At 64.3% G+C, this 15,591-nt stretch carries 14 protein-coding genes and 1 riboswitch; of the genes, 9 read left to right on the forward strand and 5 right to left on the reverse strand.

Features of this window, described 5'->3' with window-relative positions; genetic code table 11:
- Window positions 1–207 precede the first annotated feature (207 nt).
- Both I2488_RS15975 and I2488_RS15980 read left to right on the forward strand, forming a co-directional pair.
- Window positions 208–540, forward strand: a complete 333-nt coding sequence (locus I2488_RS15975) for a GFA family protein (RefSeq protein ID WP_196276808.1) — start codon at window positions 208–210, stop codon at window positions 538–540.
- A gap of 99 nt (window positions 541–639) precedes the next feature.
- Window positions 640–918 carry a hypothetical protein gene (locus tag I2488_RS15980; RefSeq protein WP_196276809.1) on the forward strand — a complete coding sequence of 93 codons (279 nt, stop codon included), beginning with the start codon at window positions 640–642 and terminating at the stop codon, window positions 916–918.
- A gap of 159 nt (window positions 919–1,077) precedes the next feature.
- Here I2488_RS15980 and I2488_RS15985 read toward each other — a convergent pair whose 3' ends face one another.
- On the reverse strand, window positions 1,078–2,250 hold the full coding sequence (locus I2488_RS15985; RefSeq protein ID WP_196276810.1) for a cell wall hydrolase: 1,173 nt from the start codon (window positions 2,248–2,250) through the stop codon (window positions 1,078–1,080).
- A gap of 301 nt (window positions 2,251–2,551) precedes the next feature.
- A riboswitch (cobalamin riboswitch) is annotated at window positions 2,552–2,746 on the forward strand.
- Between the two features lie 69 nt (window positions 2,747–2,815).
- Between I2488_RS15985 and I2488_RS15990 the strand changes: the two genes are divergently transcribed.
- The 4 genes from I2488_RS15990 to I2488_RS16005 all read left to right on the forward strand — a co-directional run bounded on the left by I2488_RS15990 (window position 2,816) and on the right by I2488_RS16005 (window position 7,401).
- Complete coding sequence (locus I2488_RS15990) at window positions 2,816–4,744, forward strand: TonB-dependent receptor plug domain-containing protein (protein ID WP_214652415.1); 1,929 nt, start codon at window positions 2,816–2,818, stop codon at window positions 4,742–4,744.
- Window positions 4,745–4,812: 68 nt separating this feature from the next.
- The gene (locus I2488_RS15995; RefSeq protein ID WP_343071094.1) at window positions 4,813–5,697 is read left to right on the forward strand and encodes an ABC transporter substrate-binding protein; all 885 of its coding nucleotides are present in this window, start codon (window positions 4,813–4,815) and stop codon (window positions 5,695–5,697) included.
- Window positions 5,694–6,656: a FecCD family ABC transporter permease gene (locus I2488_RS16000; protein WP_196276812.1), complete on the forward strand. Its 963-nt coding sequence runs from the start codon at window positions 5,694–5,696 to the stop codon at window positions 6,654–6,656. Before I2488_RS15995 ends, I2488_RS16000 begins: the two co-directional genes overlap by 4 nt.
- Window positions 6,657–6,669: 13 nt before the next feature.
- Window positions 6,670–7,401 (forward strand): ABC transporter ATP-binding protein, encoded by a 732-nt coding sequence (locus I2488_RS16005; protein ID WP_196276813.1) that lies wholly within the window; start codon window positions 6,670–6,672, stop codon window positions 7,399–7,401.
- A gap of 124 nt (window positions 7,402–7,525) precedes the next feature.
- Here I2488_RS16005 and I2488_RS16010 read toward each other — a convergent pair whose 3' ends face one another.
- The 4 genes from I2488_RS16010 to I2488_RS16025 form a co-directional block, all read right to left on the reverse strand.
- Entirely contained in the window at window positions 7,526–7,723 is a 198-nt protein-coding gene (locus I2488_RS16010) for a hypothetical protein (RefSeq protein WP_196276814.1), read from the reverse strand.
- A 250-nt stretch (window positions 7,724–7,973) separates the two neighbouring features.
- The gene (locus tag I2488_RS16015; protein ID WP_196276815.1) at window positions 7,974–8,345 is read right to left on the reverse strand and encodes a hypothetical protein; all 372 of its coding nucleotides are present in this window, start codon (window positions 8,343–8,345) and stop codon (window positions 7,974–7,976) included.
- A 123-nt stretch (window positions 8,346–8,468) separates the two neighbouring features.
- On the reverse strand, window positions 8,469–8,615 hold the full coding sequence (locus tag I2488_RS16020) for a hypothetical protein (protein ID WP_196276816.1): 147 nt from the start codon (window positions 8,613–8,615) through the stop codon (window positions 8,469–8,471).
- 13 nt (window positions 8,616–8,628) lie between these two features.
- A complete protein-coding gene (locus I2488_RS16025) occupies window positions 8,629–10,008 on the reverse strand; it encodes a cell envelope integrity TolA family protein (protein ID WP_196276817.1) in 1,380 nt (459 codons plus the stop codon).
- A 272-nt stretch (window positions 10,009–10,280) separates the two neighbouring features.
- Between I2488_RS16025 and uvrA the strand changes: the two genes are divergently transcribed.
- The 3 genes from uvrA to I2488_RS16040 all read left to right on the forward strand — a co-directional run bounded on the left by uvrA (window position 10,281) and on the right by I2488_RS16040 (window position 15,490).
- Window positions 10,281–13,199 (forward strand): excinuclease ABC subunit UvrA, encoded by a 2,919-nt coding sequence (gene uvrA / locus I2488_RS16030; protein ID WP_196276818.1) that lies wholly within the window; start codon window positions 10,281–10,283, stop codon window positions 13,197–13,199.
- A 486-nt stretch (window positions 13,200–13,685) separates the two neighbouring features.
- Window positions 13,686–14,027 carry a hypothetical protein gene (locus tag I2488_RS16035; RefSeq protein ID WP_196276819.1) on the forward strand — a complete coding sequence of 114 codons (342 nt, stop codon included), beginning with the start codon at window positions 13,686–13,688 and terminating at the stop codon, window positions 14,025–14,027.
- A gap of 470 nt (window positions 14,028–14,497) precedes the next feature.
- The gene (locus tag I2488_RS16040; protein ID WP_196276820.1) at window positions 14,498–15,490 is read left to right on the forward strand and encodes a ComEC/Rec2 family competence protein; all 993 of its coding nucleotides are present in this window, start codon (window positions 14,498–14,500) and stop codon (window positions 15,488–15,490) included.
- The last annotated feature ends 101 nt before the right edge of the window (window positions 15,491–15,591 follow it).

Genomic DNA, 15,591 nt, shown 5'->3' on the forward strand with positions numbered 1-15,591 from the left:
GTACCTCAACTCTCTGACGGCGCCGGGGACAATCGGTGCCGTTCTCCACGCCCCCGTCCTAAACCCTGCTGCGCTAAGAGTGTGTGTGACGACACGGTAAAGGAACCGATAACCACCCGTCCTGAATGACTTTTGCGATGGATGGAGCTTTACGCCCTCCGGCAGACATGCTTGCATCCGCGCCAACGCTTGGGGGAGGCGCCAGAGATGCCGGTTCGCGGAAGCTGCCACTGCGGCAATGTGCAGATCGAACTGCCCGAGTGGCCTGCGTGGGTGGCCGACTGCAACTGCTCGCTCTGCCGCCGCACCGCGTGGCGCACCGCCTACTATCCGCCCGAGACGGTCCGCATCACCGGCGAGACCAAGGCCTACATCTGGGGAGACCGCATGATCGGCATCCACCACTGCCCCACCTGCGGCTGCGGCACCCACTGGGACACTCTCGGCGAAGACTTCGGCAAGATGGGCGTGAATGCGCGCCTGCTTGATGGGTTCGATGAAGCTGCGATTGAAGTGCGCAAGTTCGACAATCGCGGGTAGTATGCGGGGGCGACTTCGAATGGCCGATTGCGCCCAGAAGTTGCCGTTCCGGACACGCCGACATTGCCAACCAAGCAGAGAAGTGTGTACTCCCGTATCATGAAACCGTTCAGCTTCACGCTAGGATTGTTGGCGGCAACCCTTTTCGCCCTCTGGCCTCTACCAGTGCTATTTATGGCCGAGTGCCAACTCAACGAGAGACAGGATGAAGTTGCTGCCTGCTTTGCAAATGTTGAGCGTATCCAGCATATTTACTTTGCGGTGCTGGTAGCGATGTTTGTGGTAGCACTTGCCCTCCAACTGCGCGGAAGCAGATGGACGGTGGCTGCACTATTCGCATTGGCCATTGCGCCCCCAGCTTCCATATTTGTGGCGTAGTGCTGAAATTCCTGCGAGCGATTACCCCACTTTGCGACCGGATAGTGCCGTTGCAGCAGGTGCGACGCCTGTCGGTTGTTCATCAACCCAAACGTCCGCTTCCCACCAATCCCGGTCGTTACGCCGAACTCTGATCAGGCCCAAAAGCGGCTTGCCGCCTCAAGCCCCCGGCTGCGCGATCCACTTGTTCGCGTTCTCATAGCCCGGCAGCACCGAGCCGCTGCCTGAAACCGGCGCGCTGGTCGCGCCCGCCTTCACCCCCGGCAGCACTTGCGGCCGGACAAGGCTCTGCTGCGCCGCAGCCTGCGGAACCGCCGCCGCCGGAGCAACCGTCGCCGCAGCAACAGGCGCCACAATCCGCCCTTCCTCGAACGCCTTTTCCAGCGCCAGCGGATCGGCAATGTCGACGGGCGAGGGCGTCCACGTGCGCGGATGCGGCGCGGCAAGCGGCTCGCCCCCGAAATAGCGCGCCGTAAACGCCGCCGGACGCCCCGCTGCGCCCGCCCAGCGATAGAAGCGGTGCGCGCCGATCGTGCCGATGAACGATAGGCTCGGCGCCCAGTAGGGATGCACCGCCGTCGTATGGTAATGCGTCGCCAATCCCACCGGCGCATAGACGTATCCGGCCAGTGCATCGGCGGCCACGCGCCGCGCCCGGTCCCAGAACGCCTTCATCGGCTTCCTCGCCAGCGAACCATCGCAGGCGAACGAGAACTGGCACCCCGGCCGCTCCGATCCCTGATAGACCACGCCGCACACCGTATTCGGCCAGGCCGGATGCGCCACGCGGTTCAGCACCACTTGCGCCACCGCGCGCTGCCCTGCGTCAGGCTCGCTCGCCGCTTCGTAATAGACTGCCGCCGTCAGGCACTGCAGCGCCCGCCAGCGATCCTCGCTCGATCCCGCCGCCGAGACCGGTCGCGCCGAGAGGATCTCGGCATCCGAATGGCTCTGATCCCATTTTGCTTGCGCCTCGGTCGGCGCGATCAGCCCGCTGTCGCTGGTATCGAGCCAGTAGAACGCCGAACCCGGAAAGCTGTCACCCCCGCGCTCGAACGGCTGCAACCCCGCCATCTGCGCACGTGCGACCGCTGCATGAACGCCCCCCGGCTCGCCCCATCCGGTTGGCCCGAGCAGCAGCCCCAGCACCCCGAACATCGCCACGCCGCCCAGCCGCTGCCGCAGCAGCGACGGCGCGCGCAGGGCACGGCGGATCGAGCGCATATCCCGCCGCCGGATGCGCGCGGCAAAGTCGCGCGGTCGCAGCTCGCCAGCGGTCGACGCTGCCACGGCAGGCAGTTCGATCGGCTGATAGGCAAGCTCGAGAGGCATGGGGCTGGGCAGAATCCTGAAAATCCTCAATTGCGCTAAACCCTTGCGCGCCCCCGCGCACGGCCGCATTTCCCGCTGTCCCGATGCGGCACAAGCCCCTGCGATCCGGTTAACCTGCATGTGGCTTCATCCATCGTCATTGCGAGCCCGCGAAGCGGGAGAAGCAATCCAGAGCGGTTTGGACAACGCTCTGGATTGCTTCGTCGCTACGCTCCTCGCAATGACGAAGTGGGAACGGCGTCCTGCAAACCTGCCCCGAAGGGCATATCCGATCTTGCAGCGCAGCAAAGTTCCCGCTAGTTCCGCCGCCGACGCCAACGGTGCCCGCTAACCCGGGCTAAGAGGGAAGCCGGTTCCAATCCGGCGCTGCCCCCGCAACTGTAACCGGAGAGCGCGTCGCCCAGAATGCCACTGGAGCAGGTCCGCCTGCACTGGGAAGGCGGGCGACGAGCGATGACCCGGGAGCCAGGAAACCTGCCGATGGTAGTCGTTCCGCGGCCGGGCGGGGTGTACCGGGCGCACGCGACGAGGCGCGCCAATTGCATGGCCCAGCGCACCTCTCGCCATGAACGGCATCAACCGTTCGTGGCCGGAGTTGTGTCCTGTGAAGAAGTACCTGCTTTCCGTTTCCGCCCTCGCTCTTGCCGCGCCCGCCTTTGCGCAAGGGGCCGATGATGTCGTGGTGGCTGACTACAAGATCGACCCGGCATCGATCACCGTCATAGCCACCGGCAGCCAGACGAGCCTCGATAAGGTCGGCCAGCCCGTCACCGTCATTACGGCAGATGAAATCCAGTCGATCCAGGGCCCCGACATCACCCGCGTCCTCGAACGCGTCCCCGGCCTGACCGTCACCCGCAACGGCGGCCCCGGCAGCTTCACCGGCGTGCGCCTGCGCGGCTCGGATGCAGAGCAGGTCCTCGTCCTCGTCGACGGCGTCCGCCTCGAAGACGTCTCGGCCCCCTCGGGCGGTTTCGATTTCGGCACGCTCACCCCCGGCGGCGTCGAGCGCATCGACGTCCTGCGCGGTTCCAACTCGATCGTCTGGGGCTCTGCGGCCATCGGCGGCGTCATCGCCGTCCAGTCGCGCGATCTCAACGGCATCGAAGCCAGCGCCGAACTCGGCGCCAACGACAGCTACCTTGCGGACGCCGCCGCCGGTCTGTCGTCAGACTTCGGCGCGCTCACCCTCAACGGCGGCTATAGCCGCAGCGATGGCGTCTCGGCCGCAGCGGTCGGCGCAGAGCCCGACGGCTTCCGCCAGTGGCGCGTCGGGGGCAGGGGCCGCGTCAACCTCACGCAGGACCTCGCAATCGTCGCCAGTGCCCGCTACGCCGACACCCGCACCGACATCGACGGCTACCCCGCGCCGAACTACACTTTTGCCGACACTCCCGAGTACCAGACCACCCGCCAGGCCTCGGGCCGCGTCGGCCTGCGCTACACCGGCAGCGATCTCACGCTGAACACCGGCTTCGCCCTGTCCGACACGAAGCGCGATTACTTCGACCCGACCTTCGGCACCGACCCATCGTACGGCTACAAGGGCCGCTCCGAACGCGTCGACCTGACCGGACGCCTGAACCTCCCCGCCGATTTCACGCTCGATTTCGGCGGCGACAGCGAATGGACCCGCTTCTCCGGTACGTTCGACGCCGAGGCGAAAGCCAACCTGACCAGCGGCCACGCCCTGCTCGGCTGGAGCACCGACCGCGCCAGCATCGCCGCCGGGGTCCGCATCGACGACCACAGCCGCTTCGGCACGGCATGGACCTTCGGCGCCAATGGCTCGTTCAAGCTGGCCGAAAACCTGCGCCTGCGCGCCAGCTACGGCGAAGGCTTCAAGGCCCCCACGCTCTACCAGTTGCTCTCGAACTACGGCAACGCCGCGCTCAACCCCGAACGCAGCAAGTCCTATGACGCCGGCCTCGAATGGGGCGCGCCCTATGGCAAGTTCCACGCCGCCGTCACCGTCTTCCGCCGCGACAGCCGCAACCTGATCACCTTCGTCTCCTGCGCCAGTCTCAACGCCTGCGCCACGCGCCCGTTCGGCCTCTACGACAACGTCGGCCTCGCCCGCGCCCAGGGCGTCGAAGCCGAACTCGGCGCGCGTCCCACCGACACGCTGCACCTGCAGGCGGCCTATACCTGGCTCGAAACCGAGAACCGCACGCGCGGCACAGCGAACTTCGGCAAGGACCTCGCCCGCCGTCCCGCCCACGCGCTCACCCTGTCGAGCGACTGGACAACACCGCTCGCAGGCCTCACCCTCGGGGCCGACCTGCGCCTCGTGGGAGACAGCTTTGACAACGCGTCGAACACCCGCCGCCTCGATGGCTACGCGCTGACCACCGTGCGCGCCAGCTTCCCCCTTACGGAGAAGGTCGAACTCTACGGCCGCGTCGAGAATCTGTTCGACGTGAAGTACCAGACCGTCGCCGACTACGGCACCTGGGGCCGCAGCGCCTACATCGGCATCCGCGCGAAGTACTGATGGCAACACGCGCTCCCAAAGCGCCACGCAAACCTCTCCCCCTCCTCTTTGGAGAAGGGGGCCGGGGGGTGGTGTTGCTCGCAGCACTCCTCACCGCCAGCTGCATCCCCCAAGGCAAGGCCACCCCCGAACCCCGCGCAGCCCCGCACCCTACCATCGTCAGCCTCAATCCCTGCACCGACGCAATCCTTGCCGAAGTCGCTGACCCCTCGCAGATCCTCGCGATCTCGCACTACAGCAAGGACCCGCGCTCCTCCTCGATGGACGAGAACCTCGCCGCTGTCCTTCCGGCAACGCGCGGCACGGTCGAGGAAGTGCTCGCGCTCAAGCCCGATCTCGTCCTCGGCAGCACCTTCATCGATCCCGCCACCGCCAGCGCCTACAAGCGCCTCGGCCTGCGGCTCGAGACCCTCGGCATGGCCAGCACCATCGAGGCCAGCCGCGACCAGATCCGCCAGATCGCCACGCTCTCCGGCCACCCCGACCGCGGCGAAGCGCTGATCGCGCGCATCGATGCAGCACTCGCCGAGGCCGCTCCACCACCCGGCGCAAGGCCGATCCAGACCGTCGTCTGGCAATCCGGCGGCATGGTCCCCGGCGACGGCACCCTGATCGCCGACCTCCTGCGCCGCACCGGCTACACCAACTTCGCCGCCGCGCGCGGTCTTGGCCAGGCCGACCTGCTCCCGCTCGAAAAGATGCTCGCCGACCCGCCCGAACTGATCCTGGTTGCAGGCCAGACCGCCGAGACCGGAAAAGGCGACGACCGCGTCCTGTCGCACCCCGCCCTCAAGGCGCTTAACAAGACCCGCCGCGCCACCCTCAATCCCAAACTCCTCTACTGCGGCGGCCCCACCCTGATCGCCGCCGCCCAAAGGCTGGCGCAGATCCGCAATTCCTCCCCGCCACGGGGAGGGGGACCATCGCAGATGGTGGAGGGGCACCCGCAATGACCCGCCCCGTCATCGTTCTCCTTGCCGCCCTCGCCATAACCCTCCCGCTCTCGCTCCTTGCCGGACAGGTGTGGATAGACCCCTTCGGCCCCCCGGTCCCCAACGCCACCGCGATCCTCATGGAACTGCGCCTCCCCCGCGCACTCCTCGCGCTCATCCTCGGCTCCGGCCTCGGCGCGGCAGGCGCAGCCATGCAGGGCTACTTGCGCAACCCCCTGGCCGACCCCGGCCTGTTCGGCATCGCGCCTGCCGCAGCTCTGGGCGCCGTCCTCTCGTTCTACACCGGCTATGAAATCCAGGCCGTCACCCTCCCGCTCTTCGCCCTCACTGGAGCGGCGGGCGCGATGGCCCTGCTCGCCCTCATCGCCGGACGCAGCGGTGGCATCGCCCTCTTCACGCTCGCGGGCATGATGATCGCCAGCCTCGCCGGCGCGCTGACCAGCCTCGCCATCAGCCTCTCGCCCAATCCCTTCGCCCTGTCAGAGATCGTGACGTGGCTGATGGGCGCACTCGCCGATCGCGGCTGGCACGAAGTGCGCCTTGCCGCCCCGCTGACCCTGCTCGGCCTCCTCGCCCTGTGGCGCGCCGCCCCCGCGCTCGACGCGCTGGCTCTGGGTGAGGCCGCCGCGCGCTCGCTTGGCGTCGAACCTGCCCGCCTGCTCGCCCTGATGATCCTCGCCATCGGCCTGATCGTCGGTAGCGGCGTCGCGGTGGCAGGCATGATCGGCTTCGTCGGCCTGATGGTCCCGCACTTCGTCCGCCCGTTCACCGACCAGCGCCCCTCCGCCACGCTTCTCCCCTCGGCTCTTGCCGGAGCGCTCCTGCTGCTCGTCGCCGATTGCCTTTGCCGCATTCTCCCCCTGCAAGGCGGCGAACTGCGCCTCGGCATCGCTCTAAGCCTCGCCGGAGCCCCGTTCTTCCTGCGCCTCCTCCTCAAGCTGCGGCGGGAGCTGGCCTGATGCTCGAAGCACCATGTTAGAAGCCCTGGGCCTCACCATCCCCCATCGCCTCCACGAGGTTACCACACAACTGCGCGCCGGCACCGTCACTGCGATCGTCGGCCCCAACGGCGCGGGCAAGTCCACGATGCTTGCGGCCCTCGCAGGACTGCACGCGCCCACCACCGGCACCGTCACCCTCGATGGCCAGCCCCTCGCGCAGTTGGTCAGGCAGGAGCGAGCCCGCCGCATCGGCTACCTGCCGCAAGCGGGAGAGGTCGCGTGGAACCTCTCGGTCCGTACCCTCGTAGGCCTCGGCCGCCTGCCGCACCGCACCAGCGCTGCCGAGAACGCCGAGGCCGTGAAACAGGCCATCGCCGCGATGCAGCTCGAACCACTGGCAGAGCGCGCCCTGGCCACCCTGTCCGGAGGCGAACGCGCCCGCGCCTTGCTTGCCCGCGTGCTTGCCACCGAGCCGCACTGGATTCTCGCCGACGAACCGCTCGCCGCGCTCGATCTTGCCCATCAGCAGGCCCTCATCCGCCGCTTGCGCGCCCTGGCGCAGGAGGGCACGGGCGTCGTCCTCGTCGTCCACGATCTCGCGCTGGCGATGAACCACGCCGATCACGTCATCGTCCTCGATTCGGGGAAGCTAATTGCCCAAGGCCCGCCGCAGGAGGCCCTGTCCGAACACTTCGTCGCTCAAGTCTGGAATCTGAAAGCCCGCTGGCTCGGCGAAACTGGCCACAGGGCGCTGGCCCTGTAAATTCCTCCCCGGCACGGGGAGGGGGACCATCGAAGATGGTGGAGGGGCACTCACAGCAAAAAAACACTGTCCCCGACCGCTCATCCTGACCCTGTCGAAGGATCATCCTGAGCCTGTCGAACAATCAAGCTGCCGTCGGCGCAACCTCGTCGTTCTCGTGGCAATGCTCGGTCATCGCCGCTGCAAAGTCCGCCGCGAAGTATGTCGCAAAGCTCTCGCGCACCCGCATCGAGATCGCCGGCCGATCCTCGCGCGCAGCGGCGCTCCGGCAGAACAGGCTCTGCGCAGGTGGCTTTACCGGAAATGTTTGCTCGACACCCATGGTGACCGGCCCTGAACCTCATAACTTTGGTAAGAGGGGCCTAGCAAAGTTTCGTAACGCGCAATTGTATGGTTTCGACAAAGCTACGTGTTTTCCCGACGAGATTGTGCTTCCCGTCACATGAGTGACGAAAAACTTCGCACAATCCGTGCCTTGGTGTCTGCAGATGCCGTCGCAGGCGGCGGCCAGCTTCCCGTGGATATCGTGCGGCGCGCCTGCACCGGTCAAGGAGTCTCAACGCTCCCGCGATTCACCTTGCACAGTATTCGTAGCGCCCCTCGCGACAGGCAGCGACGGCGCGGCGCCACTCTGCCAAGCGCTGTTCGTAGTCATCGCGCGCCTCGGCATAGTCGCGATCGGCATTGCGAGCGGCTTGCGCCCCTCGGGCAACATCCTCGCGCCGGTTATGCTCCCGCCAGTCCGCCCAGCCTTGGGCATAGCGCGCATCCCGCTCGCGCACCCGCGCCAGTTCCTGCTGGTTGAGCTTGCGAATGATCGCCCGATCCCGCTCCCGCGCCGCCTGCGTGCGCATCTGCGGGTCCAGCGGGTCGTCGGCGAGGGCTACACACGGCAGAATGACCAGGCCAAGCGCCAGCGCGCTGCAGATTGTCCGCAAATTCATTTTAACGATCCTCCCGCAGTCGGGGAAGCCATCGTCGGTTAGGCGCCACGCCGCAATCCAACTTGCGACGGGGCGTTGGCAGCCCGGCGTGTCGCTCGGGCGTTTCGGCGATCGTGGCGGTTCTTATTCGCTCGGCACTATGATCACGACCGTGAATTCACCGTCTGGCTCGGGTGCGATGCTGGTCATCTGTCCGCCGAGTGCCTTGGCAAGCTCACGATACTTTGGCAGCGCTTCCTTGGTAACGTTGTGAATGACCATCGTTTCCATGTTCTCACTCCCATCATGGATACTTTGCGTTGATGTAGGCTAGTACCGCAGCGCTCAAGGCAGGGTCCTGATTTGTCGTGACACGAATGACATTTGCGGGTGAGGGCTTCTGGCCGAGTGCCTTCAGTGCCTCCTTCACGCGCGCAATGCTTGGCTGCGGATTGTCTAGTGGAATTTTGTCGAGGATCTTGCTGCCCGCACTGTCCGGCAGGAACGAGAGTTTCTTGGTGGCTTCAGCATCTGCCGAAGCACTGTTGACCAGAACTTGTCGGCAACCGTCCGATAGTGCGTCATTGCGGGCCGAAGCGGTATCGCTGAAATAGCCGATGCAGAACATCAGTGCTTCATTGATGTTTGAAGCAGTGACAATGGACGTCACGGCCTGCGCAAGATGCTCGCTCACGGCGCTGGCCGCAGCTCCTCCGCCTGGATTGGTCTGTCCTGCCTGGGTCGCCGCTTCTGCCAGCGTACCTGTGGCTGCACCCATCTTCAGCGCCTGATCGAGTTGGGTCTGCGCCTTCTCATTTGCGGACTTCTTGTCCGCAAGCGTGGATTTGGCGTCGAGGCAAGCCTTGAAGTCGGCAATGGCCTGATCGTCGGCATCTTCGGCAGGCTTGTCGTTCTTCTCGCAATCGGCCTTCTTCAGTGCGGCGTCATAGTCTGTTTGCGCCTTTGACTGTGCGGTTGCCGCATCGATCGCACTCTTGCGGAAGTCGGCCACAAGCTTCACGGCTTCAGCCCCGGCGCCCAGTGCGGAAGACGTAGCAGGTCCGGAGATAATCGTAGCCGGGGGCTTTACCGCGCCGGTCAGCTGCTCGATCGCCAGAAATGCTATCATCGAGCGCTGGTCACGCGCAGCCTGCGTCACGAATATCGTCTTGCTGATCGCGCCGGACAGATACCGTTCGCAGGTCCGGTACATCGATTCTCGCAGCATGTTGATGGCTTGTGTCCTGCCGATCGTCGCGGCGGTCTCTGCGGAGCTCAGCCCGAACTTTGCTCCAAATGATGTCTTGCCGTCCGTCGAAGCTTCGCCGCTTGCGCTCGTCGCCAGCGCGCTGAACACATCCGGAGCCGCTTCCGCGCAAAGGCGCCAATTTAACGCCTCGCCAACTTTAGTTCTGGACGCGGTAACTGTTTGTCGTGGGACAGGTCCTTTTTGTCCGTCGGAAGAAGTTCCTTCGACAAAGTTGTTGGTGGTGACTTGCGAAGAGGTCTCGCTTTCCGGACTCTTGACCGGAACAAACAGGACTGACCGCTGTTTAGCATCCACTGTTATGACATGAGGCTCAGTCCCGGGCTTTACTGCGCGATCATGAAATATGCTGTCTTTCTCAGCACACCCGCTGACGATCATGCCCAATGAAACAGCACCAATAGTTGCGAATCTCATGTCGATGTCCCCCGTATGTCCGTAACGTAACAGAGATTTGCATCGATTGCGAAACTCTTATTTGACCACATCGGCGGCTTTTTTGAATGATCTGTACGCTATGCTCCCCCATACGCTCGGCACCGCTGGCGTGATGCATGGACCATGCCCCCAAAGCCCATCTTGCCCCCTCCGCCGCCACTCCCCACATGGCAGGTGATCCCGCGAAGGGCAGGGGGACTCCGCGCCCGAATCCCTTGCGAAACCCGAACAAATATGGAACACTGCCGCGCATGTCTCTCACTACCATTTCCGTCCCCCAGATTCGGGTGAGGGGCGCTCGTGAACACAATCTCAAGGGGATCGACGTCGATCTCCCGCGCGACAGCCTGATCGTCATCACCGGCCTCTCGGGCTCGGGCAAGTCGAGCCTCGCCTTCGACACGATCTATGCCGAGGGTCAGCGCCGCTACGTGGAATCGCTCAGCGCCTATGCGCGGCAGTTCCTCGAGATGATGCAGAAGCCCGACGTCGAGCATATCGACGGCCTCTCGCCCGCCATCAGCATCGAGCAGAAGACCACCAGCCGCAACCCGCGCTCGACCGTCGCCACCGTCACCGAGGTTTATGACTACATGCGCCTGCTCTGGGCGCGCATCGGCATTCCCTACAGCCCCGCCACCGGCGAGCCGATCTCCGCGCAGACCGTCAGCCAGATGGTCGACCGCGTCATGGCGCTGCCCGAAGGCACCCGCGCCTATCTGCTCGCCCCCGTCGTGCGCGGCCGCAAGGGCGAATACCGCCGCGAACTCGCCGAATGGCAGAAGGCCGGCTACACCCGCGTCCGCATCAACGGCGAGATCATGCCGATCGAGGATGCCCCCGCGCTCGACAAGAAGCTCAAGCACGACATCGAGGTGGTGGTCGATCGCATCGCCGTGCGTGACGGTATCCAGACCCGCCTGGCTGACAGCTTCGAACAGGCCCTCAAGCTGGCCGACGGCCTCGCCTACGTCGATCTCGCCGATGGCCCCGTCCCCGGCCGCGAGGAGGAGGCCGAAGCCAAGGGGAAGGGCGGCATGAAGAAAACCGGCCTGCCCGCCAACCGCATCGTCTTCTCCGAAAAGTTCGCCTGTCCTGTCAGCGGCTTCACCATCGAGACCATCGAACCGCGCCTGTTCTCGTTCAACGCCCCCCAGGGCGCGTGCCCGGCGTGCGATGGCCTCGGCGAAAAGCTGCTGTTCGATCCGCAGCTTGTCGTGCCGAACGAGAACCTCAGCCTCAAGCAGGGCGCCGTGGTCCCCTGGGCGAAGAGCAATCCGCCGTCGCCCTATTACATGCAGGTCCTCGCCAGCCTCGCCGCGCATTTCGGCTTCAGCCTCGATACGCCGTGGGACGCGCTTCCCGCAGAGGTCAAGATCGTCATCCTCTACGGCACCGCCGGCAAGGCCGTGCCCCTGACCTTCATCGATGGCAAGAAGTCCTACACCGTCAACAAGGCCTTCGAAGGCGTGATCGGCAACCTCAACCGCCGCATGCTGCAAACCGAATCTGCGTGGATGCGCGAGGAACTCGGCAAGTTCCAGACCGCGCAGCCCTGCGAAACCTGCGAGGGCAAGCGCCTCAAGCCCGAGGCGCTGTCGGTCAAGGTCGCGGGCCGCGATATCTCCTCGGTCACCCGCCTCTCCGTCGCCGCCGCGGTCGAATGGTACGGCGCGCTCGACAGCCAGCTCACCAGCCAGCAGAGCCAGATCGCCAAGGCCATCCTCAAGGAAATCAACGAGCGCCTCGGCTTCCTCAACAACGTCGGCCTCGATTACCTCAACCTCGATCGCACCTCCGGCACCCTTTCGGGCGGCGAGAGCCAGCGTATCCGCCTCGCCAGCCAGATCGGCTCGGGCCTCTCGGGCGTGCTCTACGTGCTCGACGAACCCTCCATCGGCCTCCACCAGCGCGACAACGACCGCCTGCTGGAAACCCTCAAGCGCCTGCGCGACCTCGGCAACACGGTGATCGTCGTCGAGCATGACGAGGACGCCATCCGCACCGCCGACCATGTCGTCGATCTCGGCCCCGGGGCGGGCGTCCACGGCGGCGAGATCGTCGCGCAGGGCACGCTGGACGATATCCTCAGCAACCCCAACAGCCTCACCGGCCAGTACCTCACCGGCGCCCGCCGCATCGAGGTCCCGGCCACGCGCCGCAAGGGCAACGGCCTGTTCATCAGCGTCGAGGGCGCCCGCGCCAACAACCTCCAGAACGTCAGCGCGAAGATCCCGCTGGGCACCTTCACCTGCGTCACCGGCGTCTCCGGCTCGGGCAAGTCGAGCTTCACCATCGACACGCTCCACGCCGTCGCCGCCCGCACGCTGAACGGCGCGCGCGTGATCGCGGGCGCGCACGATCGCGTCACCGGGCTCGAGAATTGCGACAAGGTGATCGAGATCGACCAGTCGCCGATCGGCCGCACCCCCCGGTCCAACCCCGCCACGTACACCGGCGCCTTCACCCTGATCCGTGACTGGTTTGCCGGCCTGCCCGAGAGCGCCGCGCGCGGCTACAAGGCCGGCCGCTTCAGCTTCAACGTCAAGGGCGGCCGTTGCGAGAAGTGCCAGGGCGATGGCCTGATCAAGATCGAGATGCACTTCCTGCCCGACGTCTACGTCACCTGCGAGGAGTGCGAGGGCAAGCGCTACAACCGCGAAACGCTCGAGGTGAAGTTCAAGGGCCACTCCATCGCCGACGTGCTCGACATGACGATCGAGGACGCCGAGGAGTTCTTCAAGGCCGTCCCCCCGATCCGTGACCGGATGCACATGCTCAACGAAGTGGGCCTGGGCTACGTCAAGGTCGGCCAGCAGGCCACCACGCTCTCGGGCGGCGAGGCGCAGCGCGTCAAGCTCGCCAAGGAACTCGCCCGCCGCTCCACCGGGCAGACCCTCTACATCCTCGACGAACCCACCACCGGCCTCCACTTCGAGGACGTCCGCAAGCTCCTCGAAGTCCTCCACCGCCTCGTCGACCAGGGCAACAGCGTCGTCGTGATCGAACACAACCTCGACGTGATCAAGACCGCCGACTGGCTGATCGACCTCGGCCCCGAAGGCGGCGTAAGAGGCGGCGAAATCGTGGCGGAAGGCACCCCCGAACAGGTGGCGAAGAACAAACGCAGCTTCACCGGCCATTACCTCGCGCCGTTGCTGAAGCGCTAATTCCTCCCCGAACCGGGGAGGGGGACCATCGAAGATGGTGGAGGGGCACCCACGGCAAAAGAGGACCTGAAATCCAAAGCCCCGTCACCCTGAACTCGTTTAGCTTCGCTGGCCTGCGGCTCAGGGTCCATCCCTCCCCAAAAGCCGAGGCCCGATCGGCAAGATGGATCCTGAACCAAGTTCAGGATGACGGAGCGAGAATGAGGTGCAGTCAGCCTCACCAACGCCAACCACCCCCATCCAACTCCGCCCAGGCAGACAAGCTGCCAAGCCTCCGTATCCTTCCCCCATCAAGGGGGAAGGGCACCCAAGACCGCCACTCACACCTTCCCCCTCGATGGGGGAAGGATACCGCAGCTTGCGAGCCTGCTCGCTAGCGAAGGTCGGAAGGGGGTGACCCACCACAGCCCACCCTCGCCAAACCGCCAGTCTCTTTCCCCCGCCGATGCTCTAGCCTTCGCGCCAGAACGGACGGAAGGGGATACCATGGAAACCGCAACCGGCCTCACGGCTCGCGTCGTCATGCTGTTTGCGCTCTGCGCGGCGGGTCAGGTCGGCGGCTCGCTGATGCTCGGGCGGACGGAGGGCTTCACCAATGCGGCATGGACCGCCGCCTGCGGGTTGACCTACGCCGTCTCGCTATATGCTCTCGCGACGCTGATCCGCGAAGGCGGCCCGCTCAGCATGCTGATGCCGATCCTCGCCGCGACGGTCCCGCTGATCGTGATCCTGATCGCCGTCTTCCTCCAGGGCGAACCCGCCTCCTGGCCCCGCCTCGGCCTGTTGACGCTGGCTTGCGCCATCATCGGCGTGTCGGGCACGCTATAAGCACCTTCCTCCCCCACGGGGGGAGGGGGACCATCCGCAGGATGGTGGACGGGTAGGCACAAGGAAGCGCTACCCCACTTCGTGATTCCGCTTACAAAGGGTCGTCATTCCCGCGAAGGCGGGAACCCAGAGCGCCACACACCAGCCCATCAAGCGCCAACAGCCGCAAGCGGAGAGCACCAACTCTCAACTGGATTCCCGCCTGCGCGGGAATGACGAAGCGAAGGCTTAGGTCGCGGTGGGAGCGTCGGTGGATTTCGAGGATTGAGTAAGTTGTCATCGTAATCCCACACAAGTTTGTCAGAAATCAGCTTGGTCTGAAACTGGCGATCCCTTGCAGCGCTTGGAAGGTATCAAACTCACTGAACGAAGCAGGCAGCAGTGAGCTTCTTACGCCACATGCACAAGAAAGGATTTTCATTACTTGAACCTCGTACAATGATCTCCAGATACACGTAAAAGGGGGAATCATGGCCGTTACGAGGATCGAGATCGATTTTCTGCCCGTTGGGAAATTGCAGAAAAGCGGAGATGCAATCGCTATCCGTTACGGCGATGAGATAACGGAGAAATTCATGGTCGTCGATGGAGGCGATCTTGCTGCTGGTCGGCTTTTGGTCGATCACCTAAAAGTCAATTATGGCGAAGATGTCATTATCGACGATGCGGTCTGCACTCATTCGGACGGTGACCATGCGTCCGGTTTGAGAACACTGATTAAGGAATTACCGGTTCGAAGGTTATGGGTGCACCAACCTTGGCTACATGCGGAACGCCTTAATCCGCAGTTCAAAGGTAACTGGACCGACCCCAACCTATCCGGCCACCTACGGAATAACTGCTTCTCCGTGATCTCGGACCTTTGTGATCTTGCGGAAGAATACGGAGTCGAGCTTTGTGAACCCTTCGCAGGACGGCTCATCGGGCCTTTTCATGTGCTCGCGCCAACTCTCGACAGATATCTTACATTGGTGCCGCAGATGGACCAAACACCAACGGCTAAACCCATTGTAGAGGCAGCCTTAGAGGCTTTCCGGACAGTAACAACTTCGGTCTACTCTTTTTTTGAAACATGGGATGTCGAGACTCTGCAAGACCCGAAGCCGGATGCGACTAGCGTCCCGAACGAGTCCAGCGTTGTGTTGTTCGGCAACGTAGGCGGAAATCGGATACTGCTCACAGGAGATGCTGGTGTAGGCGCGCTCGACGAAGCGATTTATGCAGCGGGGCAACTCGGCTTAAACATAACCTCGCCAACGGTTGTGCAAGTGCCGCATCATGGTTCAAGACACAATGTCGGTCCGAAGCTTTTAGATCAGATATTGGGCCCAAGAGTAGATGACGCGGATATTACGCGGGGTTGGGCTATAATTTCCGCTGCAAAGCTGTGTACCAAAAAGCCGTACAGATCAGTGACGAATGCGTTGCTGCGGAGAGGTAACTGCTCAGGTGGTTGGCACTGATGCCGATCAAGCGACGGCGAAGCGTCCATCGACGAGATCGCGGATTGCGCTGAGTGCGGACTGGCCAGAGAGGCGTGCAGTGCCTGTGACGGAACGGTATC

It is taken from the genome of Novosphingobium jiangmenense (assembly GCF_015694345.1).
In the GTDB taxonomy this organism is placed as follows: domain Bacteria; phylum Pseudomonadota; class Alphaproteobacteria; order Sphingomonadales; family Sphingomonadaceae; genus Novosphingobium; species Novosphingobium jiangmenense.